23 protein-coding genes are annotated in these 24,813 nt (G+C 62.9%); 8 read left to right on the forward strand and 15 right to left on the reverse strand.

The features are described 5' to 3' along the window. The coding region (locus tag AC1DWA_RS28650; RefSeq protein WP_477917365.1) for an aminotransferase class III-fold pyridoxal phosphate-dependent enzyme at positions 1–263 on the forward strand (263 nt) is incomplete at its 5' end. 2 nt (positions 264–265) lie between these two features. Here AC1DWA_RS28650 and AC1DWA_RS28655 read toward each other — a convergent pair. Continuing rightward, entirely contained in the window at positions 266–532 is a 267-nt protein-coding gene (locus AC1DWA_RS28655; protein WP_007732799.1) for a hypothetical protein, read from the reverse strand. A gap of 17 nt (positions 533–549) precedes the next feature. Here AC1DWA_RS28655 and AC1DWA_RS28660 point away from each other — a divergent pair, with 17 nt between their 5' ends. Then, positions 550–1,248 (forward strand): hypothetical protein, encoded by a 699-nt coding sequence (locus tag AC1DWA_RS28660; RefSeq protein WP_019748222.1) that lies wholly within the window; start codon positions 550–552, stop codon positions 1,246–1,248. Here AC1DWA_RS28660 and AC1DWA_RS28665 read toward each other — a convergent pair. The 3 genes from AC1DWA_RS28665 to AC1DWA_RS28675 all read right to left on the reverse strand — a co-directional run bounded on the left by AC1DWA_RS28665 (position 1,234) and on the right by AC1DWA_RS28675 (position 3,124). Then, complete coding sequence (locus AC1DWA_RS28665; protein ID WP_003942237.1) at positions 1,234–1,914, reverse strand: PhzF family phenazine biosynthesis protein; 681 nt, start codon at positions 1,912–1,914, stop codon at positions 1,234–1,236. The genes AC1DWA_RS28660 and AC1DWA_RS28665 overlap by 15 nt on opposite strands. An 80-nt stretch (positions 1,915–1,994) precedes the next feature. Beyond that, positions 1,995–2,534: an alkylhydroperoxidase, AhpD family gene (ahpD, locus tag AC1DWA_RS28670; RefSeq protein ID WP_003942122.1), complete on the reverse strand. Its 540-nt coding sequence runs from the start codon at positions 2,532–2,534 to the stop codon at positions 1,995–1,997. A 2-nt stretch (positions 2,535–2,536) separates the two neighbouring features. Then, the gene (locus tag AC1DWA_RS28675) at positions 2,537–3,124 is read right to left on the reverse strand and encodes a peroxiredoxin (RefSeq protein WP_003942119.1); all 588 of its coding nucleotides are present in this window, start codon (positions 3,122–3,124) and stop codon (positions 2,537–2,539) included. Positions 3,125–3,353: 229 nt separating this feature from the next. Between AC1DWA_RS28675 and AC1DWA_RS28680 the strand changes: the two genes are divergently transcribed. Beyond that, entirely contained in the window at positions 3,354–4,274 is a 921-nt protein-coding gene (locus AC1DWA_RS28680) for a hydrogen peroxide-inducible genes activator (RefSeq protein ID WP_020907545.1), read from the forward strand. Positions 4,275–4,302: 28 nt separating this feature from the next. On the opposite strand, the gene AC1DWA_RS28685 is transcribed toward AC1DWA_RS28680, so the two are convergent. From AC1DWA_RS28685 to AC1DWA_RS28705, 5 genes are all read right to left on the reverse strand, one after another. Beyond that, positions 4,303–5,703 (reverse strand): FAD-binding oxidoreductase, encoded by a 1,401-nt coding sequence (locus AC1DWA_RS28685; RefSeq protein WP_070385142.1) that lies wholly within the window; start codon positions 5,701–5,703, stop codon positions 4,303–4,305. A 77-nt stretch (positions 5,704–5,780) separates the two neighbouring features. Then, positions 5,781–6,425, reverse strand: a complete 645-nt coding sequence (locus AC1DWA_RS28690; protein ID WP_477847764.1) for a hypothetical protein — start codon at positions 6,423–6,425, stop codon at positions 5,781–5,783. A 163-nt stretch (positions 6,426–6,588) separates the two neighbouring features. Next, positions 6,589–8,940: a TPR repeat domain-containing protein gene (locus AC1DWA_RS28695; RefSeq protein WP_477917367.1), complete on the reverse strand. Its 2,352-nt coding sequence runs from the start codon at positions 8,938–8,940 to the stop codon at positions 6,589–6,591. Continuing rightward, on the reverse strand, positions 8,937–9,245 hold the full coding sequence (locus AC1DWA_RS28700) for a type VII secretion target (protein WP_021334291.1): 309 nt from the start codon (positions 9,243–9,245) through the stop codon (positions 8,937–8,939). The genes AC1DWA_RS28695 and AC1DWA_RS28700 overlap by 4 nt, the downstream gene beginning before the upstream one ends. A 120-nt stretch (positions 9,246–9,365) precedes the next feature. After that, the gene (locus tag AC1DWA_RS28705) at positions 9,366–10,214 is read right to left on the reverse strand and encodes a LysR substrate-binding domain-containing protein (protein ID WP_003942255.1); all 849 of its coding nucleotides are present in this window, start codon (positions 10,212–10,214) and stop codon (positions 9,366–9,368) included. Positions 10,215–10,270: 56 nt separating this feature from the next. Here AC1DWA_RS28705 and AC1DWA_RS28710 point away from each other — a divergent pair, with 56 nt between their 5' ends. Continuing rightward, complete coding sequence (locus AC1DWA_RS28710; protein ID WP_019748228.1) at positions 10,271–10,678, forward strand: DUF5997 family protein; 408 nt, start codon at positions 10,271–10,273, stop codon at positions 10,676–10,678. 53 nt (positions 10,679–10,731) lie between these two features. On the opposite strand, the gene AC1DWA_RS28715 is transcribed toward AC1DWA_RS28710, so the two are convergent. The 3 genes from AC1DWA_RS28715 to AC1DWA_RS28725 form a co-directional block, all read right to left on the reverse strand. Next, on the reverse strand, positions 10,732–13,236 hold the full coding sequence (locus AC1DWA_RS28715; protein WP_020907550.1) for a DEAD/DEAH box helicase: 2,505 nt from the start codon (positions 13,234–13,236) through the stop codon (positions 10,732–10,734). Positions 13,237–13,262: 26 nt separating this feature from the next. Next, positions 13,263–14,300: an alpha/beta fold hydrolase gene (locus AC1DWA_RS28720; RefSeq protein WP_019748230.1), complete on the reverse strand. Its 1,038-nt coding sequence runs from the start codon at positions 14,298–14,300 to the stop codon at positions 13,263–13,265. A 181-nt stretch (positions 14,301–14,481) separates the two neighbouring features. Further along, entirely contained in the window at positions 14,482–15,441 is a 960-nt protein-coding gene (locus AC1DWA_RS28725) for a proteasome assembly chaperone family protein (RefSeq protein ID WP_003942198.1), read from the reverse strand. A 361-nt stretch (positions 15,442–15,802) separates the two neighbouring features. Here AC1DWA_RS28725 and AC1DWA_RS28730 point away from each other — a divergent pair, with 361 nt between their 5' ends. After that, complete coding sequence (locus AC1DWA_RS28730; protein ID WP_029255254.1) at positions 15,803–16,558, forward strand: sensor domain-containing protein; 756 nt, start codon at positions 15,803–15,805, stop codon at positions 16,556–16,558. Positions 16,559–16,713: 155 nt separating this feature from the next. Further along, the gene (locus tag AC1DWA_RS28735; protein WP_477847770.1) at positions 16,714–17,844 is read left to right on the forward strand and encodes a DUF4192 domain-containing protein; all 1,131 of its coding nucleotides are present in this window, start codon (positions 16,714–16,716) and stop codon (positions 17,842–17,844) included. On the opposite strand, the gene galE is transcribed toward AC1DWA_RS28735, so the two are convergent. Together galE and AC1DWA_RS28745 are read right to left on the reverse strand one after the other, a co-directional pair. Then, on the reverse strand, positions 17,841–18,830 hold the full coding sequence (gene galE / locus AC1DWA_RS28740; protein ID WP_019748233.1) for a UDP-glucose 4-epimerase GalE: 990 nt from the start codon (positions 18,828–18,830) through the stop codon (positions 17,841–17,843). The two genes, AC1DWA_RS28735 and galE, sit on opposite strands and share 4 nt — an antisense overlap. 8 nt (positions 18,831–18,838) lie before the next feature. Further along, on the reverse strand, positions 18,839–19,525 hold the full coding sequence (locus tag AC1DWA_RS28745; protein WP_003942150.1) for an iron-dependent transcriptional repressor DtxR: 687 nt from the start codon (positions 19,523–19,525) through the stop codon (positions 18,839–18,841). A 176-nt stretch (positions 19,526–19,701) separates the two neighbouring features. On the opposite strand from AC1DWA_RS28745, the gene AC1DWA_RS28750 reads away from it, so the two are divergent. Continuing rightward, positions 19,702–20,973: an acetoin utilization protein AcuC gene (locus AC1DWA_RS28750; RefSeq protein WP_019748234.1), complete on the forward strand. Its 1,272-nt coding sequence runs from the start codon at positions 19,702–19,704 to the stop codon at positions 20,971–20,973. Next, a complete protein-coding gene (locus tag AC1DWA_RS28755; RefSeq protein WP_020969494.1) occupies positions 20,966–23,671 on the forward strand; it encodes a bifunctional acetate--CoA ligase family protein/GNAT family N-acetyltransferase in 2,706 nt (901 codons plus the stop codon). The genes AC1DWA_RS28750 and AC1DWA_RS28755 overlap by 8 nt, the downstream gene beginning before the upstream one ends. A gap of 124 nt (positions 23,672–23,795) precedes the next feature. Here the strand turns inward: AC1DWA_RS28755 and AC1DWA_RS28760 are convergent, their stop codons facing one another. Further along, positions 23,796–24,767 (reverse strand): sigma-70 family RNA polymerase sigma factor, encoded by a 972-nt coding sequence (locus AC1DWA_RS28760; protein ID WP_003942639.1) that lies wholly within the window; start codon positions 24,765–24,767, stop codon positions 23,796–23,798. Positions 24,768–24,813 lie beyond the last annotated feature (46 nt).

Raw genomic sequence — 24,813 nt, forward strand, 5'->3', positions numbered from 1 at the left:
GTCTGGAGGCGTCGTTGCATACGCATCTGCAGCCGTTGGCGGAGCATCCGCGGGTGGCGGAGGTTCGTAGTGGACTCGGTGCGGTCGCTGCGGTGCAGTTGGCTGATCCGGCGGAGGCTTTGCCGTTCGTGAAGACGTTGCGTGAGCACGGTATTTCGGGTCGCGCGGCGGGTCAGGGTGCGATGCAGATTTCGCCGACGTTCGTCATGACCGACGATCAGGTCGCGGAGATGGCAGCAGGGATCCTCGCAACTCTCGGATGAGTTCAGTTGCGGCGCCGGAAGAGTTTCTCGATTCGGCGCCGCACAGCGTTGGGTGCAGGTTCGAGTTCCAGAACCTCTTGTTCCGACTGCTTGGCGTAGGCCTGGGTGTACCGCTCGTGCAGTACCGAGCGAATTTCGTCCGGAGAGTAGGCCCGACGCTGGCGTTCGCCGCGCGCAACGAGAACCCCGGTGGCGGCAACGCCCATTGCACCGGCGAGGCCGACCAGTTTCCAAACGTGCGAGGCGCGCAGAGGAGTAGGGAGTTTCATCCCTCTACGCTAGAGGCATGGACCGACGATTGCTTTCGCAGGTGAGTCTCGAGGAGGCCGCCGCGGCGACCCGCACGGGCGACATCTGGATCTTCCGCGGAGAGTCGACGGCGGACCGGGCCATCCAGACGCTGACCAACAGCCCGGTCAACCACGTCGGAATGTCGGTCGTGATCGACGACCTTCCGCCGCTGATGTGGCATGCGGAACTCGGTCACTCGCTGCAGGACATGTGGACCGGACGCTTCCAGCGTGGTGTCCAACTGCACGATCTGCGATCGGCGGTTCAGGTCTGGGGCGCCAAGTACGGGCAGCGTGGATGGTTGCGCCAGCTCGACCACGAAGTCACCCGGGAGCAGGAAGACGCTCTGCTCAAGACGATCGCACGGCTGGACGGTACGCCGTTCCCGTCGACGGCGAAGCTTGCCTCACGCTGGTTCGGAGGCCGAATCCCGAAGCTGCGCAAGAAGTCCGACGTGTCCGCAGTGGCCGTCGAGAGCGCCTATTGCGCCGAAGTGGTTGCCAAGACCTATGAGGCGATGGGTCTGCTTGTCGGTAATCGTCGTATCAACTGGTTCGATCCGGGCAAGTTCTGGAGTGGAGATCAGTTGCCCCTCGCGCCGGGAGTTGCGCTCGGTGACGAGATCTCGGTGTCACTCAGCGCACGTGACCTCGAGGCCGGACGCAATCCCGCCGGGTACTCACAAGGTTCGTGACGGCTCGGCGACGACGCGGCCGCCGACTTCGAGCCACCCTTCCGGAGAGAAGGTGGTGTGAAGCACCGATCCGCGTCCCTGGGTGATGAGCAGTGATTTCCTCAATCGGTCCGTGATGCGCAGCGCTGCAGATCCGGTCGCCTCGTCCTCGGCGATTCCCATCACCGGTGCGAACATGCGTGCGCGGATGGCAGCTTCGAGCTTGTCCTGCCATGCCCACAGATACGAATGATCCGCCTCGTAGTCGGACGGATCTGCGTCGATGACGTCGTCGACCGTGTCCATCGGATAGATCGCGAATTCCGGTGCCCATTCGGCACGCGCGCGTACCCACGTCAAAGCGCCGGATTGGCGGACGTCGACACTGCCGGCAGGAACGTCGAGGGCGCTCACGCGACGGCCCTGTTCGCCCAGCCACCACGTGGCACCGACGGTCGGGTGTCCGGCGAAGGGGAGTTCTGCTGCCGGAGTGAAGATCTGGACCCGCGCACGCGAGGCGCCGTCATCCGGAACGTCGATGAAGATGGTCTCGCTGTAGTCGAGTTCCTTCGCGACGGCTTGTCGATCCGATTCTGCAACCGTGGACGCGTCGACGATTCCCAACGGATTCCCGTGCTTGCCGTTCTCGTCCGTGAAGACCCGGACCACACTCACCTCGATACCCATCGGTCCACCCTAGCGCGCGAAAAGCCCTCCCCACCTTCACGGTGGGGAGGGCTCGTCGAACTGCACTCAGGTCCGGGTGATCAGACCTGTGCGGCAGAGAGGATCTCGTTGGCTTCGACAGCCTGTGCGACGCCCGCGACGATGGAACCGGCGCGGATCGCTTCGAAGATGACCTCGCGGTCGACACCTTCCTGGCGGAGGGTGTTCTCGTGAGCTTCGAGGCAGTGGTTGCAGCCGTTGATCGCGGACACTGCAAGCGACCACAATTCGAAGTCGGCCTTGTCGACGCCCGGGTTGCCGATGATGTTCATCCGCAGGCCGGCACGAAGGTCGTCGTACTTACCGTCGAGGTAGCCCTTGGTGCGGTAGAAGACGTTGTTCATGCCCATGATCGACGCTGCGCCGAGAGCGGCGTTGTATGCCTCTGCCGACAGGTTGTCGGCAGCCTCGGAAGCAATCTCCTTGAGCGTGGACGCAGACTTGGTGGCTGCGGCCGTTGCGAGGAGCGTTCCCCACAACTGCTGCTCGTTCAGGACCGTCGTGCGCGCAATGGAACTCAGGTTGAGCTTGAGGTCCTTCGCGTACTCGGGAAGCGAGTTCTTGAGGTTCTCGACGCTCATACTCAGACGCTCGCAGTCAGGAGCTCGCCGGCGTTGATGGTCGGGTCGCCCTTCTTCCAGTTGCATGCGCACAGCTCGTCGCTCTGGAGAGCGTCGAGGACGCGGAGAACCTCGTCGACGTTACGGCCGACGGAACCGGCTGTGACGGAGACGAACTGGATCTCGTTGTTGGGGTCGACGATGAACGTCGCGCGGTCTGCAACGCCGTCGGCGTTGAGGACGCCGGTGGCCTCGGCAAGCTCGCGCTTGAGGTCCGAGAGCATCGGGAAGGGGAGGGTCTTGAGCTCTTCGTGCTGTGCACGCCACTGGAAGTGCACGAACTCGTTGTCGACGGAAGCGCCGAGAACCTGAGCGTCACGGTCTGCGAACTCTTCGTTGAGCTTGCCGAATGCAGCAATCTCGGTGGGGCACACGAAGGTGAAGTCCTTGGGCCAGAAGAAGACGATGCGCCACTTGCCTGCGTAGTCGTCACTGGTGACGGTGGTGAAGTAGTCATCGGGCTGCTGGGCATCGACCTTGGACAGGTCGCCGCCGATGACAGCCGTGAGGTTGTAAGCGGGGAACTGGTCGCCGATTGTGAGCAGAGCCATGTGTCTCATTCTCCTACGTGTCTCGTGAACAGGAATTTCTTGCGCACACGATCCGGCTGTTCGGACTGTGACGGCCGAACGTGCTGGATCGAGAGGGTTTGTCACCGTCAGCGGGTCGGACGGTTTCGACTGGAGTGTCGAGGTTGTGACCGGCGCTTTTTGGTATGAGTCCATTCTGCATCAAACCGTTCAAAAGGTAAAGGTGATGGGTGGCACTACACTGATAGGCATGTCTGATCAGACTTATCAACCTTCCTTGTCACAGCTGCGTGCCTTTGTGTCGGTGGCCGAGTACCGGCACTTCGGTACTGCCGCAGCACGTTCCGGTGTGAGCCAACCCACACTGTCGCAGGCGCTGGCGGCTCTCGAGGCGGGACTAGGGGTCAAACTGATCGAACGTAGTACGCGGCGCGTGCTCGTGACCGCGGACGGACAGCGCTTGCTCGGTCAGGCGAAGCAAATCCTCGAGGCTGCCGACGGTTTCGTCGCGAGCGCGGCCGGCTCCGGCGACTCTCTGACCGGACCGCTACGCATCGGGTTGATCCCGACCGTTGCGCCGTACATTCTTCCGGGGTTGTTGCCGGAGCTGCGCGAGAAGCTACCGTCGTTGGCGCCGCAAATAGTCGAGGATCAAACGGCGCGCTTGCTTGATGCCCTGCGATCGGGAGCGCTCGACGTCGCGGTGTTGGCGCTTCCTGCCGGAACACCTGGCCTGGTGGAAGTTCCTGTGTACGAAGAGGATTTTGTGATGGTCGTGCCGAACGATCATTCCTTGGCCGGACGTGTCGATCTCACGGCGGACGTGCTCGACGCGCTGCCGTTGCTCTTGCTCGACGACGGCCACTGCCTGCGCGACCAGACGTTGGATCTGTGCCGTTCGGTAGACGCCCATCCGCTTGCCGGCGACACGCGGGCTACCTCTCTCGCGACAGTCGTGCAATGTGTGGCCGGGGGACTCGGGGTGACTTTGGTCCCGGAATCGGCTGTTGCAGTGGAGGTTCGACGCGGGGACTTGTCGACGGCGCATTTCGCTTCCCCGGCTCCAGGTCGCACGATCGGCGTCGTGTTCCGCTCGTCGAGTGGCCGAGCAGAAGGATTCCGTCAGCTGGCCGAGCTGGTCCGTTCGGTCAGCCCGACGGTTCCTCGATGACGTAACTCGTTCGACGTCGACGTGAAAGCTAGTCGAGAGAGCCTTCTTTCACGGCAATGACGGCTCCGGGATTGAGAATTCCCAGCGGGTCGAGCGCATCCTTGACCTTGCGATTGAGGGCCATGACGTCTTCACCCAACTGTGACGGCAGCCAGTCGCGCTTGAGTCGACCGACCCCGTGTTCGCCGGTGATCGTGCCGCCGAGCGCGATGGCGAGATCCATCACCCGTCCGAATGCGATCTGTGCGCGTTCGGACATGTCCGGGTCTGCGGGGTCGAAGACGATGAGAGGGTGTGTGTTTCCGTCTCCGGCGTGCGCCACCGTGCAGATCAGGACGTCGAGGTCGTCGGCGATGGCTTCGACCCCGGTTACCAGCTGGGGGAGTGCGCGCATGGGAACGCCCACGTCTTCGAGAAGCAGACTTCCCATCGCGAGCACTGCCGGGAACACTGCCCGCCGTGCCGCCGCAAAAGCGTCACCTTCGGCCTGGTCATCGGTGGCGAATACTTCGGTGGCTCCGTTGTTTTCGCACGCCTGAACAATCGTCTCGATTTCCAGCACGCCGGCCGCGCCGGGTGCGTCGGACTGCGCGAGCAGCAGTGCGTGAGCCTTGCGGTTCAGACCCATGCGTACCGAATCCTCGACGGCATTGATGCTGGCATGATCCATGAACTCGAGCATCGCCGGACGCATGTTGCTGGTGATCGCCAAGACCGCGTCCGCAGCTTCTTGTACCGAGTCGAACGACGCGACGACGGTTGATGCGGGCGGCTGCGCGGGAATCAAACGCAACGTGATTTCCGTGATGATGCCGAGAGTGCCCTCGCTGCCCACGAACAGTTTGGTGAGGGAGAGTCCGGCGACGTCCTTGAGAAGTGGACCTCCGAGGCTGACAGCTGTCCCGTCTGCCAGTACGACCCGGAGTCCGAGAACGTAGTCGGTGGTAACTCCGTATTTGACGCAGCAGAGTCCGCCGGCGTTGGTGGCTGCATTGCCGCCGATGGAACAGATCTCGAAGGACGACGGGTCAGGTGGGTACCAGAGTCCGTGCTCTGCAGCGGCTTTCTTGACCTCCGCATTCATCAAGCCGGGCTGAGTAACCGCCACACGGGCGACCGGGTCGATCGTGATCTGTCGCATTCGCTCGGTGCTGACCACTATGCAACCGTCGACGGCGCTGGATCCACCGGAAAGGCCCGAGCCGGCACCTCTGGGAACCACCGGCACGCGGTTGGCGGTTGCCCAGCGCATCACTGTTTGGATGTCTTCGGTGCACGTTGCGCGAACCACGGCAGCGGGATGGCCGGCGGTCGGGTCGGCGGCCCAGTCCTGGCGGTAGCCCGCGGTCACATCCGGATCCAGCAGGACGGCTCCCTCGGGGAGTGCCGCTACCAGTTCGTCCAAGGCGTGTGAATTTTCGACCGTCATCACTCCATCATGCGTCCGGCAGCGCCGCTGAGGTCCTGACTTGGTCAGATTTGGGCGCGGCACCGTTGCCCTGGCCCCTACCGGGCCGCATCTTCTGGCCAGCCGGGGTAGTTGGGGAGGACGAGGGGTGGGGCGAAGTCGGTGCTCATCCGGAGTCGATTCCCGTCGTGACGCGATTTGAACCAGTCAGAGCAAGTCTCCTGTTGCACACGGTCGCTGGTGGAGCTGGTGAATTTGTCGACGATCCAGCCGCCGAAGACGTCCCCTTCCGGTGCATTGCGGGGCCCTTCGAATCGAGGGTAGGGGGTAGCCGTAGAAGCGGTGTTGTGCATCCAGATCTCGTAACTACTGCTCGGGAGTCGCGACGAATCCGGTTCGCGGCCGTCGTAATCGGTATCGTAGGCGTCGGAGCAGGCGTAAGCGACGACGGTCGAATCGCCAGGGTATCCGGCGGGAATTGTTTGAATACTCAAGATCCGGTTGATGCTGGTACCTCGGTAGACGCGTGGTGGTGTGTCTGCGGGTTCTCCGTAGCGGCGATCGCTCGAGACCGTTCCACGAGTGTTCGCAGTGATTCTCGAGAACCCGTGGTAGGCGTCGCTGCGATCGCCACCACTGTCAACGATGTAGTCGGATTCTATGAATGCTCGGATTATGGTGGCCTCTTCGCTGAAGAGGTCGATGCCGGGGTCTGCGAGCCATTGGTTGTGATAGTCGGTCATGTAGCTCGGTAGTACATAGACGTTTGACGCGGCGGGCGTGGTTGTGGCGCTGACGTTTTCGGTTGAGTTGGGTGCCGCGCAACCCGCGATACATGATCCCATGCTGAATGCCAGTGCAAGAGCGGTTGCGGCGCGGTGGTTTCGCCTTGTAAACGCAGGAAATCTATCCGACATCGTCGAGTCCGTCTCTCATGTTGGTCATGAACGTATCGCGATTGAATCCCCGAAACGTCAAATAGTCCTGCAGCGTGCTGTCGAATTTGCCGTTTAGACCCAGGGTCTCCAGATCGACTGGTCTGAGGGATTCGCTCGGATCGCCATTGACTCGAAAACCGTTCAGTTGCTCGAAGTCTTCTCTTCCGTAGGCGTTGTTGAGTGCCTGAACCAATCGGTAATCGAGAAGGGTCGTCGAAGCCGAACTCTGGTCTGTGAAGTTGAGTTGTGCCGGAGGAACTTCGACCGGGGAGCCCAGGACGTGATCTTTGAGTTCGACTCCCAGCATGYTGACTGCAACGCTGGTCGGTGGTCCGAAGCCTGGGATCATGGCGGCACCGCCGGAAATCAGCCAACCGAGTTCGTCGTATGTTTTCCCACGTCTGCTGATGATGTCCTGTTGCGCCGCCGCAGCGTCACCGGTTCGGTTGAAGGCTTCTTCCTCCAGAGCGCCGTCCATCAGTGCCTGGACGCGTCCCGCATATATTGCATATTGCGAAGAACCCGCGGCGATGTCTCCGCTCATGCTGGTTTCGACGAAGGTCCCTTGGAGTTGGCCCGCGGCTCCGAGCATGTTCGCATTGAAACTTGCGGCTGCGTGGGGGTCGCTGTCGATGATCGCGATCACCGATTTTGCATTGGCGAATCTGTCGTCGTAGGCATCGAGATTTTCGAAACCGAGGGTACCGGTTTGATCGGGTTCCAATCCGACGAGATTCCCGATGTACGGGGTCACCGCGGAACCAATGGATTGTGTCAACGCGGGATTCATTTCTCCGATGGATCTGTTGTCCAGGCCGGCGATGTCGAGGTAGGCACCTTTGTTGTCGGCGAGATTGTGGGCGAGCGCAAGGGCAGAGGCGCCGGCCCGTTCGGCAACAGCTGGGTTGGAGTTGGTGGCGTCGGGTCCGATCCAATCGGTGAGGCCGCTGACGGCTCGTCCGTCATCGTTCCATTCGCGGGTGAACAGATTCACCACGTCGTCCTGATGAGCAGGGGTGGTGAGGAAGTCGGCGTTCGAAGGTATGTCCCGAGTGGCAACGTCGAGGGCTTTGGTGAGGCTGGAGTCGAGCTCATCGTTGCTGACGGGCTGGCCGTCGTCGTCGAAGACCAATCGCATCGGGGCGCTCGATGAAGTTTGCGATTGGAGAGGGGCGAGATCTGCGCTGCGATCGAGCAGTGCAGAACTCAAAGCGCTGCCGGATTGTGTCGCCGGGTCTGCATTTCGAAGTATGTCCGTGAGTGCATTCGAATCGTCGAAATGGTTGACGTTCACGGTGGTGGAGTACCCACCGGGTTGGAGTTGCGAGCTGTACGCGGGGTCGCTGAAGATTCTGCGGACGTCTGGCGGAAGGTTGTCGAGGCTGCCCGCGTTGCCGTTGCCGTCGGTGACGTTGGGATTGGAGACGGTGAACATGCCCGAGGCGAGGGCGCTGGGGATTCGCGCGTCGGCGGGGACATTCGCATCGGGGAAGTTGACCGTGCGGAATCCTTCGGCTCCTGCACCGATATTCTTCAGCTCGTCGAGGTTGGTATCGGCGTAGAACTCACGTAGGTAGGCGAGTTGTTCCGGGTCGACGACCACGGGCCCGCCGGCAGCGAGTTGCGCTTGTTGTTCCGGAGTGAAAGTCGTCGCGGCGATCAACCGTTGCTTGGCCGCCTCGCTCTCGGGTGTTTCGCCCGGGGACTGCGCGAGAATGTCGGAGTCGTGGGCTCCCTGACCATCGAACCGAACGTGATGTGAAGGGGTGGTCGACGCTGCATCGGGGATCCCGAAATCGGCCTTGCGGTCGATGAGCGAGGTGCCTGCGGCGGTGATCTCCGTGAGGATTCTGGCGGCGCTCGCGTCAGTCTCGTCGACGTCCGTGAGTGCCGTGCCGATGCGCCACGAGTGATATTCGAGGCGGGCTTCTACCCCGCGCGGATCTGTGCTCGCCAGAGTTGCGGGCGTCGCGGTGACGGAGCCGTCGTCAGAGACGGTGAAACCGTCGGCGCTCGCGTCGTCGACGCGGCTGACCAGTGTTTCGCGGGTGTACCGGAGGTTTGCCGATTGCGCTGCGACACAGCGCCCGGCGTCTCCGACTATCGCGACGGCGTCTCGCCCGAAGGCATGCTGCTGGGTTGCCGAATCCCATGCTGCGGTCGCCGCGCTGCCGCTCCAATCGCTGGTTGCGGTGTCCATGATGCGGTGCGCGATGTCGACGTTGCTGTCGAATACGTCATGTCCGCGGCCCAGGGAGCCGGCATAGTTGTCGAGGGCGTCCAGATTCCAGGATCGGATCTGCGAGATCGACAGTGTCATCGCACGTCTCCCGAATCCTCGATCCGTGCGCCGTTGGCGATGTCGACCCGGGCGAACACTCGTGCGGAGTTTTCCAGTTTCGTGCGGGTAGCAGTGATCCCCGCACCGATCGCGCGGCCGAGTTCGTCGACGGTGACGACGTTGTCGGCTATGGCTGCAGCGAACGCCGACCCGGCGGCTCCGGCCGATGCGGCGGTAGCGGCCTCCGAAGCCGAGAATCCACCGAGTTCCTCGGCAGATGCCGTCAGCCCCTCCGCAGCACTTGCCAATTCGGCTGGATCAGCTGAAAAAGTATCCACACCCATGAACGAATCCCCCCGAATTCATCTGCGAGATCACAGTGAATCGAGGATAGAGCATGCCAGATGACCCGACCTCGAGGGGTGCGTCATCGTCCTCGCGGTCGAGGGGGTTGTGTGAAAGCCCTAGCGGCCCTTCTGCTTTCCGGAGAACCGGCCACCCGAACTCTTGGTCCCACCGGACTTGCCGCTGCCTGATTTGCCGCCCGCCTTGGCCTTACCGGAACCGGCGTTGCGTCCGGATATGTTCTTTGCGGTGCCGGCGCCCTTAGCTTTCTGCCCGTTCTTGGCAGCTTCTGCGCGACGCTCGCGGGCCGCGATCTTGGCCTTGACGGAGCCCTTGATCTTCTCCGCCGGCTCACCGTTTCGGCCGCGGGAACTCTGCGCCGTTCGGCCCCGCACGATGCCGATAAGTTCCTCGACCAGATCTGTGGTCTTGGACTCCATCCATGCCAAAGCCACAGGAGCCTCGGGCGCACCGTCCACCGGACGGAAGGTCAGGTCCTTGCGATGGTGGAACCGCGCCAGCGAATGGGGAACCACGACAACTCCGACGCCGGCGGCCACCAACTCGATGGCGTCGGCGATGGTCGCGGGTCGCTCGGCGGCGGTCTTTCCGGGACGGGTCGGCCAGTCGAGTCTGTCGTCGAGAGGATCGAGCACTATCTCGTCGGCCAGATCGTCGACGGAAATCTGATCGACAGTAGTGAACACGTGATCTTTCGGTACCACCACCACCGGGGTTTCCGCATACAGCGAGATGGCGCTGATGCCGGTCCGGTCGATCGGCAGGCGAACCAAACCTGCATCTGCTTCACCTGCGCGAAGTGCAGCTTCGAGTTCGAGTACCGGGAACTGAACAAGTTCCAGACGCACCTCGGGGAGCCGCTCGTGCCACACCCGGACCCACTTGGTGGGCGTCACCCCCGGGGCGTACGCGAGTCGAAAAATTGCCTGACTATCCGCGTCTGTCACCAGGCAAGGCTACCGCCTTGGTAAAAGCACCCGTATCGGCTGGTTACTCTTGTTGCATGACGTCGAACAAAACTCCCCAGACGATGAAGCCGACGACGGCTGCCAAGAAGCTGGGTGTGTACCTGGAAGCAACACCTGCGCAGTTCCAGGAAGGCGACGTGACTCGTGACGAGCTGACCGCTCTGCAGACCGATCCGCCGGAGTGGCTGCTGGAGCTGCGACGCACCGGACCGCACCCTCGCCCGGTCATCGCCGCCAAGCTGGGTGTATCGATCGCCGGCCTGGCCCGCGGCGGCGTCGAAGAAGCACTCACCACGGATCAGATCGCCGCACTCCTCGAAGAGAAGCCTGATTGGCTCGAAAAGGAACGCGCTGTTCAGGCCGACGTGCGGGCCGAAAACGTTCGCATCAAGGAAAAGCGCGCTGCGCGTCGTAACCAGCCGCGGAAGGCTCGAAGGGGCTGACGCCCCCTGTGCGCCTTTCCGGTAGCGATGACTACCAGAAAGGCGCACAGGCGCTAGCCTTCTACGACGCTCAGCTCGTCGAACACGATTTCACCCGCGGCATCCGATTCCGGGATGTCGACGACGGCAAGCAGCGCCCATCCGTGATCGCCCTCCGGATCCTCGAGCACCTGCCGCACCCGCCAGAACTCTCCGTCCTCAGTGACCTGGAAGAGCGCCGGACCGCGCGCCGACGGCCCGGTTCCGATGGTTGCGTACTCCTCGAAGTACGGCAGTAGTTGCTCTTCCCACTCGGCGGCCTCGATACCGTCCTCGAGGTTTTCCAGCTCGTTCCACTGTCGACGCGACGCGAGATCGATGCGTCGGAACATCGCATTGCGCACCATGACGCGGAATGCGCGCGGGTTCGCCGAGATGGGACGGGGAATGTCGGCGCCGAACGCAACCTCTTCCGTGTCTGCCTCGGCTCCGGGGTCGGTGAGTGACTCCCACTCGTCGAGCAGGCTCGAGTCGACCTGACGGATCAGCTCGCCCAACCACTCGATGATGTCTTCGAGTTCCTCGGTGCGCGCTTCGGTCGGGACGGTTTGCCTCAGCGCGCGGTAGGCGTCGGCGAGGTAGCGCAGGACGAGGCCCTCGGACCGGGTAAGTCCGTAATGGCTGATCAATTCGGCAAACGTCATGGCGCGTTCGATCATGTCGCGCACCACGGACTTGGGGGAGAGGGCGAACTCGGTGATCCACGGGTGGCCACCCCGGTACATTTCGAAAGCCGGGAACAGCAAGTCCGACAACGGTTTCGGCCAGGTGACCTCTTCGAGAAGCTCCATGCGCTCCTCGTACTCGATGCCGTCCGCCTTCATCTGCGCCACCGCTTCGCCGCGTGCGAAGTGCTGCTGCGCCATCAGAACCTGACGCGGATCGTCGAGCGTCGACTCGATGATCGAGACGACATCGAGTGCGTAACTGTCGGATTCGACGTCGAGAAGTTCGAATGCCGCCAAGGCGAACGGTGAGAGTGGCTGGTTCAAGGCGAAGTCGCGTTGCAGGTCCATCGTCAACCGAGCCATGCGGCCGTACTCGTCGGGTTCGTCGAGGCGTTCCACGATGCCGGCGCTGAGCAATCCGCGATACAGCGAGATCGCTTTGAGGATGTGCTTGCGTTGCGCCGGACGCGATTCGTGGTTGTCCTCCAACAGATGCCGCATCGCGTCGAAGCAGTTGCCCGGGCGGGCAATGACATTGAGCAGCATCGAGTTGCTGACCGAGAATCGCGACACCAACGGTTCGGGCGATGCCGCGACCAAGCGGTCGAACGTCGCTTCGCTCCAGGACACAAACCCCTCGGGAGCCTTCTTGCGTTGAATCTTCTTGATCTTCTTCGGATCGTCGCCGGCCTTGGCGACTGCCCGCAGATTCTCCACTTCGTGTTCCGGTGCCTGGACGACAACGGTGCCCATCGTGTCGTAGCCTGCACGACCCGCGCGGCCGGCGATCTGATGGAACTCGCGGGCCTTCAGATGCCGTGTGCGGACGCCGTCGTACTTGGCGAGACCGGTCAGCAGCACTGTGCGGATCGGGACGTTGATTCCGACGCCCAGAGTGTCGGTACCGCAGATCACCTTGAGAAGCCCGTCCTGCGCGAGAACTTCGATGAGCCGTCGGTACTTGGGCAACATGCCAGCATGGTGAACGCCGATGCCGTGCCGGACCAGGCGCGAGAGTGTCTTTCCGAACCCCGTGGTGAAGCGGAAACCGCCCAGCGCTTCGGCGATCGCTTCCTTCTCGGCCTTGGAACAGAAGTTGACGCTCGTCAGTGCCTGGGCGCGCTCGAGCGCGGCCGCCTGCGTGAAATGCACGATGTAGACAGGGGACTGGTTGGTGGTCACCAGATCTTCGATGGTTTCGCCGACCGGCGTGGTCGCGTACGAGAACATCAAAGGCACAGGGCGTTCCGTGCCGGAGACGACGGTGGTCGGCTTCCCGGTGCGACGCGTCAGATCCTCGGAGAAGAAGTCGACCTCACCGAGAGTTGCCGACATCAAGAGGAACTGCGCGTGCGGCAACTCGATGAGCGGAACCTGCCACGCCCAACCTCGATCGGGTTCGGAGTAGAAATGGAACTCGTCCATCACGACTTGGCCGATATCGGAGTTCGGGCCCTCTCGCAGTGCGAGATTCGCGACGATCTCTGCCGTCGCACAAATGATCGGCGCCGACGAGTTCACGGCGGCGTCGCCGGTCATCATGCCGACGTTCTCGGCACCGAAGACCTCACACAGCGCAAAGAACTTCTCACTCACCAAGGCCTTGATCGGCGCTGTGTAATAGGTGCGCTTGCCGAGCGACATCGCATAGAAATGCGCGCCGATCGCTACCATCGATTTACCGGACCCGGTCGGCGTCGCAAGGATCACGTTTGCACCCGAGACCAACTCCATGACGGCCTCTTCCTGGGCAGGATAGAGCGTCAAACCTCGTTCGAGGGTCCACGAAGAGAAGGCGTCGAAAACGGAATCAGGATCCGCGTTGTCGGGGAGAAGTTCCGTCAGCAGCACTCGTACAGGCTAGCCGCAACCGCGGATCAGGTTGCGCTTCGCTCGTCCGAGCCCATGGCGTCGAGCACTGCCATGCGGGTGGACGACGTTCCCGTGATGGTGTTCTCGCCGACGCCGGAGATCAGCATGTGACGCCAGCGGGCCTCGTCGAAGACGAGTGGTGCGGTGCTGGAAAGAAAATCTTCAACGATCTGCAGGAAACGCATCGGATCGTCGCGGAACGGGAAGTGGCCCGAGCCGCGGAAGATTTCGAGACGTGAGTTCGGCATCGCTGCGTGCGCGAGGTGAGCGTGGGAGACGGGAATGACGGAGTCGTCGTCGCCCCAGATCAGTTGAACCGGCAGATTCTCGGTCAGATAACAGCGGTCGAGCATCGTGACGACCTGCCCGCGCCAGTCCACGACTGCCCGCAGCGTACGAAGGTAAGCCTCGTAGGCAGTGGGGTCGGGGAGATCAGCGAGCACTCGAATCAGGTCTGGCGTGTCGTGCAGCATGGTGCCGGGGCGCAGATTCGAACCGTGGACGACACCGGCAAGGTTTCCGGCCATCCGGACGAGCGGCATCGCGCCAGGTATCCGGAGCAGTTTGACGACCTCGTTGACCACCGGAACGGACATCAGGCGCAGCAGCGGGTGGACGTCCTTGGTGACGCCACCGGCCGAGACCAGCACGAGGCGATCCACCATGTGTGGGAATTGGTAGGAGAACTGCATCGCGACGCCGCCGCCGAGCGAATGCCCGATGACGGTGACGTGCTCGATGCCGAGTGTCGACAGGAGATCACGCATGCCGTTGGCGTACGCGGCTACCGAATAATCGGCGCGCGGCTTGTCGGAGCGGCCGTGACCCAACAGGTCAGGTGCGATGACCGTGTACTTCTTGGCGAGGTGGGGAATGATCTCGGTCCACGTCGACGAGTTGTCGCCGATTCCGTGCAGGAGCAGTACTGCCGGACCCTCGCCGGCTATCCGAAATGCGCGTCGGTAGCCGTGAATCGTCCGGAACATCATCCGCGGTTCCTCGTCGGGGACCGGTCGGAGCTGACGGTTCCGTGGTCTGCTCATGTCGCCTCCTGGCTCGGCGTGTGACCACGTTGACTGTCTGCTCCAGTTGTTGAGCCGTCAACGAAAATCACACAGAGTTTGAGGCTATCCGACGGATGTGTCCTGAACAACAGCCCAGGTAACGGAGGGGTTGCGGAATGCGCACAATGTCGAATTATGCGCCCCGCCCGTCACATTTTCGTCAGTTGTCGCCTCGATCGAGGTCTCCAGCTGAGCCGAAGTCGTCATTTCCTGCCTGTTCGGCCAGGAACTTTTCGAACTCTGCGCCGATCTCGTCACCGCTGGGAAGGTCGGCCTCGCCGGCCAGAAGGGACGACTGTTGTTCCTGAGCGGCGACAAAAGTGTCGTATTGACGCTCCAAAGCGTGGACTACAGTCTGAACTTCTTCGTTCCCGGCTATGTGCTCGTTAACCTGTTCCCGAACGCGCGCCGCGGCCTCACCCAGTGCAACCAAGGGCAATTCCAGATCCGAAACCTCGGAAACGTTTTCGAGCAAAGTTTCTGCGGCGCCCGGGTAGTCCGTTTGCGCGAGGTAGTGGGGGACATGCACCGAAAAGCCCATCGCCTCGTGCCCGTGCTGAGACATACGAAGCTCGAGGAGTGACGATGCGCTGCCGGGAACCTGCAGTTCACCTGACCAACGCTGATGGTCCTGGATCAGGTCCTTGTTGGTCGAATGTGCTGTCACACCCAGCGGTCGGGTGTGCGGGATTGCCATCGGAATCGCGTTGAGCCCGATGGTTCGACGCACTCCCAGCTGTTCGGACAACAGACGAACGGCCGTGGTGAACCGCTCCCACTTGAGGTCCGGTTCCATCCCTGCGAGCAGCAGGAACGGCGTGCCGGCCGTATCGCGCAGTGCGTACAGATTGAGCGCCGGAGCGTCGTAATCGGAGAAATGATCGGCCTTGAACGTCATCGTTGGTCGACGTGAGCGGTAGTCGATCAGCTCGTCGACAGCAAACGACGCGACAAGCTCGGTTTCCAGGCTTTCCCGCAGATGCGTCGTCGCCAACTTCACGGCGTGACCGGCGTCGGAGTAACCCTCGAGTCCGTGAATCAGGATCGGTCCCTGGCCRTCGGCAGCCGCCAACTGGGGTGCCGGAAATTCCAGCTCGTACATCCTCGACTGTTCGTCCATCGCAGTCCCCTTCGCTCTTCGGTCTTGATCTCAAGTGTCCACTATCGGCGCACGCTCGACAGCATCGGAGTCAGGTGCCCGACAGCACTGGATCAGACGTTCATCGGTAAGAACACCGAGTCGGTGACCGATCATTCCCGATCCGACGAGACGGACGTTCGCCGAGAGCGAAGCCGAGCGGTATCTTTCGACACTTGGCCTGGGCGTTCGCTAGATGTCGGGTGCGCGGCTTCGGACATGGCAGAGTGGAAGACAAGGTCGGCACGGCCGATTTGTCCGAAATGCATTGGTCGATTGTCGGGATCGGTCGAGGTCGAGTGCGGAGGCTTACATGCGGGTGTGTCCACGATCGTCCAGGCGAGTGGCCGCATGCTCCCTTGCTGCGGTGGCCGCCGTTGCACTACTCGCGGGCTGCTCCGGGTCGGTCCAAGGTGCACCCGTTCCGGACTCCGCGCCGGCGACTGCCGGTGCGACCGACAGCGGCTCAGCGGCGCCGAGTACGACGACTGCACCCAAATCCTCGACGCCGAAATCCACCTCTCCGAAAACGGCGGCACCGTTGTCCGAACTGCTGCTGACTCCCGAGGAATTTCCCGAGCCCTTCGGCGCTGTTGTGCTGCCCCCGCAGGCCGTTCCCATGGCAGCGCCGGATCTAGTCGGCGTCCCACGCGGTGCCACCGTCGATCCATCCGAATGTGAGCCACCGGAACAGGATTACGGTCCGAACGGGACCGTGATGGCGGTCGGGACCGACAATGCGACGAGGGCAACGATTTCGGTCGAACTCACGAAGGTCGACGCGCCACTGGACGAGTTGGAAGCGCAAACGCGCCAGTGCCCGTCCATGACGGTCACTGCGAACGGCGTCACCACTACAGTGACGACGGAAATTCTTCCGCCGTCGCCGATCGATGCCGACAAGACGATGTCACTTCGCCGCACCGTCGTGTCCCCCAAAGCCGCAGCCGGCGATCAGACGATGCTGACATTGATCGCGCAGGTCGGCGACGTACGGGTAGCAACAACACTGATGACGTTCGGTTCTGCGACGCCCTCGACGGCACCTCTGGATCAAGCGTTCACCGCAGCCGTACAGAAGGTCAAAGCAGGCAAGTGATTTCGCAGCACACGGGTCCGACACAGAGCGGACCTTTTCGGTGCGGCGCGATAATTCGTCCCCAACTGACTCGATAATCCACAGACGAATTCGACGTCGCTGTTTTCCCTGGTCGAGCGGATGGCGGCATCGGGGCGATCGGCGAGGGTCTGTGCATGACCACATCACCTCTTCCAGGAGAATTCGAATTCTCCGACGACGACCTGGCCCTTTTCGGACGCGTTGAACGTGTTTCCGATCCAGGCGAATTGATCGCGGCAATACCCGCCCTCCTGGGATTCCATCCGTCCAACTCCGTCGTTGCGCTGTCTCTGATGGGCGCCTCCGCCTCGACGCTCGGCCCGGTAATGCGACACGACTACTTTCCCAGCGTCAAGGGAAAGCCTGCGAGGCAGATGAGCGCGGCGCTGCGCCAGTTCGCCGCCGTGTGTGACGGGGAAGGAGCGCGTGCGGTCGTTCTCGTGGTGATCACCAATTGCTCGACAGCTGAAACTCTCATCGACGAAACCATCGAGCTGGCCGAGGTATTCGAAGACATGCTCGGCGGAACCTGCGTCGAGCTGGCTGACGTATTGTGCACGGCCGCAATAGAATCTGGCCAGCCGTGGACGAGTGCCACGAGTTCGATTCACCGCGGCACCCTGCCAGACCCGGCATCTTCGTCGGTCGCGGCGGCGCAAGTGTTGGGCGGGAGGGTCATTCGCCGTTCGCGCGAGGAACTGGTCCGGTGGGTACACGGTGCCGCTCGCAATCACGACGCGATTGGCCAACTGATCGCGAGCCGCCGAGAATCGAGTGAGTACAGAGGGGGATCAGGCCGTGATGCCGCAGTTCAGCGCCGGGTCGATCTGGTGTTGGAACAAGTCCGCCGTGTGGAGGCAGGCACTTACTGCCCTGACCCGCAGGAATGCGCCGATCTGGTGGTCGCTTTGACGGACGTTCACGTCCGCGACGTGGTGTTGGGTCTGGCGATCACGTCGGTTGCCGCACATGCCGAGCAATTGTGGCTCGTGCTCACCCATGAAGTACCGTCTCCCGAACGAGCTTGGCCGGCAACACTTCTCGGGTTCTTTGCATACGTGCGCGGCGACGGGACCCTGGCAGGTGTTGCGCTGTCTGCCGCACTGTCGGCCGATTCGGAACACACCTTGGCCGGATTGCTGGATTTATCGCTGCAATCCGGTGTGCACCCCGATGGGATCCGTGACCTTGCGGCCGTCGGATTGTCCATCGGGGAATCGCTCGGAATTACCGGCTTGCCGCCGGCACTGCCGAGCGGAAGCTAGCGAGCAGCGTGTGAGCGGTCGCCCAGATCCTGGAGGAACTGCCATGCATCGGCGACTATGACGTCGAGATCGGTACGCGTGGGCGTCCAACCCAACTCGGCAATCGCCTTGTCGCTCGATGCGATCAGTACGGCCGGATCACCCAGCCGTCGTGACGCGTCTTCGACGTTGATCGGCAGGCCGGTGACCCGCGCACAGGCAGCGATCACCTCGCGCACGCTGAAGCCGGCACCACTTCCGAGGTTGTAGATGCGGTGCTCGCCGGGAACCGAGGATTCGAGCGCCAGCAGATGCGCTTCGGCGAGGTCAAGCACGTGTATGTAGTCGCGTACCGCGGTGCCGTCCGGCGTGGGCCAGTCGGTTCCGAATACCGAGATCTTGTCTCGCTGCTCGAGTGCGACCTGAAGGACGAGCGGAATCAGGTGGGTTTCGATCACCCGGTTCTCGCCGGCGGACTTGTACGCACCCGCGACGTTGAAGTAGCGCAAGCTGGTCGCGCCGAGGCCGTGGGCGATCGAGTACGAGGTGATCGCATGATCGATCGCGAGCTTGGTCGCGCCGTACGGATTCGTAGGGCGGGTCGGAGCGGTTTCCACGATGGGGGACTGCTCCGGCTCGCCGTACGTTGCGGCGGTGGAAGAGAACACGAGCCGGGGAGTGCCGGAGACACGAATCGCCTCGAGCAGCTCGATGGTCGTGACGACGTTTCCGCGCCAGTACTTTTCGGGGTGCAGCACGGATTCGCCGACCAGCGACTGCGCAGCGAAGTGAAGTACGCCGTCGAAAACCGGTGAACCCGCATTGCCGAGGATGTCGGCGGCCAGCGCCCCCACATCGCCTTCGATGAACTCGGCACCGGCAGGCACCGCGTCGGCATTTCCGGTGGAGAGGTCGTCGATGACGACAACTTCGTGTCCACGCTCGAGCAACACAGTGCTGCACACACTGCCGACGTAACCGGCGCCGCCGGTGACCAGGAGTTTCATCTAGTTCCTCAGACCTGCTTGACCTGAACGGCGTGAGCCATTTCTTCGGACAGGTCGAACCCGCTGTGGCCCGGCACGATGATGGTCACCGAGCCCGGACGGGTTTCGACCGTCACCCTGGCGTCGGGAACGACGCCGGCGTCACGCAGCTGCGCGATCACCTCGGGATCGGACTGCACGTGCTCGGCGAGTCGCCGAACGACCACAGCTGTCTGTGCGCCGTGCGGAATATCGGTCAGGCGCACCAACGTTTCGGTGGTGGCAACCGGGCCGTCGAGTCCCAACTGGTCCAAGCCCGGAATCGGGTTGCCGTATGGCGACGTCGTGGGGTTGTTCAGAACGACGACGAGCCGACGCTCGACCTCCTCGCTCATCACGTGCTCCCAACGGCATGCCTCGGCATGTACGTCTTCCCATTTGAGACCGATGACGTCCACCAGTAGGCGCTCTGCCAACCGGTGCTTACGCATGACAGAGATCGCGAGATCGCGACCCTTGTCGGTGAGTTCCAGATGTCGATCGCCGGCGACCATCAGCAAGCCGTCGCGCTCCATACGCGCAACTGTCTGGCTGACGGTGGGTCCGCTCTGTTCGAGCCGTTCGGCGATCCGCGCCCGGAGTGGGACTACGCCCTCTTCTTCCAAGTCGTAGATCGTCCGGAGATACATCTCCGTGGTGTCGACTAGATCCTTCACACTCAACCCCTTCGTCAGTTGATCATTCTACCGTTCAGTTCGTGGTTCCGGTGCCGCCTCCACTGCGGCGAGTCCAGCGCGTGTCCGAATTGGATTCGTGTCACTCGATCTCGGTCTCCGAAGCGGGCCACGAGTGTGGTGTGCGGCACGAAACGAGAAGGAAGTAGCGTGATCCCATGACCGCGTCGATCAGATCTGACGGGGACCCCGCGGCGTCTCGAGCGAATCGAGTCGTGGTGTGGAGTCCGGAGTACCTGAGCTATCGGTGGAGCGCCGATCACCCGATGAATCCCACTCGCCTCGATCTCACGATGGCACTCTCGCGAAGCCTCGGACTTCTCGAGGGCATCGAATTTCTCGAACCGAGCGCCGCGTCCGATGCCGACCTCCTCAGAATCCACACACCGGCATATCTTGCAGCGGTCAAAGACGCGGGTAACTCTGCGAACAACGGTGTGAGCGGCCAGGATGTTCCCCACGGGCTCGGTACCGAGGACAACCCGGTCTTCCCGCACATGCACGAAGCAAGTGCGATCCTCGCCGGCGGCTCGCTGGCCGCAGCGCAGGAAATCGCTTCGGGACGTACGCGTCGCGCGGTCAGCATCGGCGGCGGCATGCACCACGCGATGGCGGATTGGGCTTCGGGATTCTGCGTCTACAACGATGCGGCTGTGGCGATTTCGTGGCTGCTCGACAACGGCTACGACCGTATCGCCTACATCGACGTCGACGCTCATCACGGCGACGGAGTGCAACATGCGTTCCTCGGGGACCCCCGGGTGCTCACGGTCTCGCTGCATCAGCACCCGGCAACCTTGTGGCCGAACACCGGATGGTCGAGCGAGGTCGGCGACGGGGCCGCTGAAGGCACTGCAGTGAACATCCCGGTGCTTCCCGGGACCGTCGACGCGTTGTGGCTGCGCGCATTTCACGCCGTCGTCCCGGGAGCCATTGCAGCCTTCCGCCCGCAGATCATCATCAGCCAGTGCGGAGTCGACTCGCACCGCGAGGACCCGCTCGCGGACCTCGCTCTGACCGTCGACGGCCAGCGAGCAGCGTTCCTGGCAATGCGCGATCTCGCCGACCGCTACTCCGAGGGCCGGTGGCTGGCAGTCGGCGGCGGCGGATACGGACTGGTTCGCGTCGTGCCGAGGGCATGGACTCACCTGATCGCTGCCGCGCTCGATCGCGAGGTCGACGTCGACACAGCTGTGCCTGACGAGTGGAAGGAATCGACGAAGCTGCGAGCGCCGAGCGTCGACCTCCCGCCGACCATGGGCGACGGCGGAGATGTCGCATACACCCCGTGGGACGGCCCGGGTGGTACACCGGAGACAGGTGTCGCCTCGGTAGATCGTGCACTCACCCGAATCGACTCGGCGATCATCGCCACACGCCGCGCTTCGTTCCCGCTACTCGGACTCGACCCGGAGGATCCCCGTGACTGAACAGTCCGATACCGATGCCGGCGGCGCGAGCGACCAGGCGCCGAAGACCGACCCGGCTCACACCTATCCCCATTCGTGGGTAGTCGATGTTCTCGCCTCCGACGGCGGCGCGGTGGCGTTGCGACCCATCGTTCCCGAGGACGCGGACAAGCTCGTCGAATTCCACGGCAAACTCTCCGAGCGCACTCGGTACCTGCGCTACTTCGGCCCGTACCCCACGATGTCGGCGCGCGACGTGAAGAATTTCACGACGGTCGACCACCACAACCGCGTCGCCTTCGTGATGATGCTCGGCGACGAGATCATCGCGGTGGGTCGCTACGAGCGACTCCTCGACGTCGGTGACGGAAAGTCTGCCGAGGTCGCCTTCGTCGTCGCCGACGCACACCAGGGGCGCGGCCTCGGCCCGATCCTGCTCGAATACCTGGCAGCAGCAGCGGCCGAGAACGGCCTGACGATGTTCGTCGCCGAGGTCCTGTCCGAGAACCGCAACATGGTGACGGTGTTCCGTGAGGCGGGGTATCAGGTGAGCCGCTCGTTCGACGGTGGCGTGCTGCGCCTCGAATTCGCGATCGACCCGACGGAAGCGCTTGTTTCAGTACGTAATTCGCGTGAGCGGGCAGCTGAGGCCCGCAGCATGGGAAACGTGCTGAGTCCACGATCGGTGGCAGTGATCGGCGCATCAGCGGACCCCGCCAAGGTGGGTAACGCGGTGTTGACCAACCTGCTGCGCGGCGGATTCACCGGACCGGTCTACCCCGTCAACGCGGAGCATCGTTCGGTTCACGGGGTGCGGGCGTACCCAACTGTTCGCGACATTCCTGACGACGTCGATCTCGCCGTCGTGGCTGTGCCTGCAGAATCGATCAATTCGGTACTCGACGACTGCCTCGACAAGGGCGTCAAAGCGCTGGTGGTGGTCTCGTCGGGCTTCAGCGAGAGCGGTCCGGACGGACGCTCGTCCGAACGCAAACTGGTCCATGCAGCACGCGCTCACGGAATGCGCCTCATCGGTCCGAATGCACTGGGAGTGGCGAACAACGACCCCGCGATCTCGTTGAATGCGACTCTCGCGCCGGTCTTGCCGGTGGCAGGCAACGTGGGCTTCTTCTGTCAGTCCGGCGCGCTCGGTATCGCCATTCTCGACGAAGCTGCGCGCAGCCGAATCGGGTTGTCCGCCTTCGTTTCTGCCGGCAACCGTGCGGACGTCTCGGGCAACGACCTTCTGCAGTACTGGGATTCCGACCAGTCCACCGAAGTGGTCCTTCTCTACCTGGAGAGCTTCGGCAACCCACGAAAGTTCTCCCGGATCGCCCGCCGAGTTGCGCGGAAGAAGCCGATCGTCGCGGTCAAGAGCGGTCGGCACGCGGTTCCGCCGGTTCTCGCCGCCACCGGAGTCGAGATCGACGATTCCATCGTCCGCGCCCTCTTCGAACAGGCGGGCGTCATCCAGGTCGGCTCCATTTCACAATTGTTCGACTGTGCCTTGCTCTTCGGATACCAGCCGTTGCCGGCCGGTCCACGGCTTGCTGTCATCGGCAACTCGACCGCGCTCGGTGTCCTTGCCGCGGACGCCGCCCGCAGTGAAGGTTTGCAGGTCAGCGACCCGGTCGACCTTGGTGCCCAGGCGAGTCCGGAACTGTTCGCCGCTGCGGTGCGCGACGCGTTGGCGTCGTTCGACGTCGATGCCGTCATCGCCGTCTTCGTTCCCCCGGTTGCCATTCCGGTCGAGCCGTTCGCGAAAGCACTCAAAGACGCCGTCGCCGGCTCGGACAAGCCGATTCTCACGACGTTCCTCGCAGCCGAGGGTGTGCCGGACGTCCTGGCGGTCCGCGACGAAGTCGGAAACCCGACCCGCGGTTCGGTGCCGTCCTACCCGGGGCCGGAGCGCGCCGCACTGGCGTTGGCGAGGGCCTGGCGTTACGCGGAGTGGCGCAGCAAGCCTGCGTCGAAGGTTGTTCGCCCCGCGGGAATCGACTCCGAACGAGCCCAGAAGATGGTGGCCGCCTGGCTTGAAAACTCGCCTGGCCGTTGGCTTTCGGACGTCGAAGCAGCAGCTCTTCTCGAGTGCTACGGGGTTGCAGTCGTCGAATTCCGTTCGGTCCTGAGCGAAGACGAAGCTGTAGAGGCAGCGGATGCTGTCGGCTACCCGGTCGCGGTCAAGGCAACCGGCGAAATGTGGCGCCACCGACCGGATCTGGGCGGCGTCAGGCTGGATCTGAGTGGACCTGAATCGGTGCGCCTCGCTTACCGAGATCTTGCGGCCGCGTCGGGTGAACCGCTGCTGCACGTGCAGAAAATGGCAACCAAGGGCATCGGGTGTGTGGTTGGTGTCCAAGACGACCCGTCGTTCGGTTCGCTGATCTCGTTCGGTCTCGCCGGTGTGATCTCCGATCTCCTCGGGGACCGTGCCTATCGCGTACTGCCGCTCACGGAAGACGCTGCTACGGAGTTGATCGACGCACCCAAGGCAGCGCCGCTGCTCTCCGGATATCGAAATGCCGTTCCGGTCAACAAGGGTGCCTTGGTCGATCTGGTCCAGCGGATCTCGGCGCTGGCCGACGACATTCCGGAAGTCCGCGAACTGGCCTGTGAGCCGGTACTTGCTTCGGCTACCGGCGCGGAGATCACCGATTCGCGAGTACGCATCGGGCCCGAGCCGAGCGCAATCGACCTGGGGCCCAGGCGTCTGCGGTAGACACAGCGAACAACACCGGCCACCGCACATTCCCGAGGGGGAGGGAATAAGCGGTGGCCGGTGCTTTGTGCGGTGCGTCAGCGCGAGTGGGGGGGCGCGCTGACGCACGTGCTGTGTTGTTTGATCAGCTGGCGTAGGACCGCAGTTTCTCGGCGCGATCGCCGACGCGGAGCTTGCCCATGACCTCACGCTCGATCTGACGAACCCGCTCACGCGAGAGGCCGAAGAGCTTGCCGATCTGATCGAGTGTGCGAGGCTGGCCGTCGTCGAGACCGTAGCGAAGTCGGATGACCTGCTGCTCGCGCTCGTCGAGCGTCCCGAGCACGCTGCGCACATCGCTGTGCAGCAGACCGGCGATGACGGCGTTCTCCGCCGAAGTCGCCTCGGAATCTTCGATGAAGTCGCCCAAGGGAGCTTCTTCGTCGTTGCCGACTGGCATGTCCAGGCTTACCGGGTCGCGACTGTGGTCGAGCAGGTCCGCGATCTTGTGCGCCGGGATGCCCGACTCTTCGGCCAACTCGTCGTCCGTCGCTTCGCGCCCGAGCTGCTGGTGCAGTTCACGCTTGATGCGGGCGAGCTTGTTGACCTGCTCCACGAGGTGGACTGGGAGCCGGATGGTGCGGCTCTGATCAGCCATTCCGCGGGTGATCGCCTGACGGATCCACCAGGTGGCGTACGTCGAGAACTTGAAGCCCTTGGCGTAGTCGAACTTCTCCATGGCACGGATGAGTCCGAGGTTGCCTTCTTGAATGAGATCGAGGAGCGGCATTCCGCGGCCGGTGTAGCGCTTGGCCAGCGACACGACGAGTCGCAGGTTCGCTTCCAGGAGGTGGCTACGCGCCGACTGTCCCTCGCGAACGATCGTTGCGAGATCCCTCTTCTTAGCGACTGTCAGGCGCTTTCCCGTGGCAAGGACGTGGCTGGCGTACAGCCCCGCTTCGATTCGCTTCGCCAGTTCGACCTCGTCTGCTGCTGTCAGCAGTGCAGTACGACCGATCCCGTTCAGGTAGACGCGGACCAGGTCTGCGGCCGGGCTCTGGGCGTCCAGATCTGCGGCGCTCGGACGAATGCGAGTAGTGGTGCTGGGGCTTGTCATGACTTGCCTCCCTATCGGCGGTCTCTCACACAGTTCAACGTGTGAG

The organism is Rhodococcus sp. P4_F3_2, assembly GCF_056401335.1.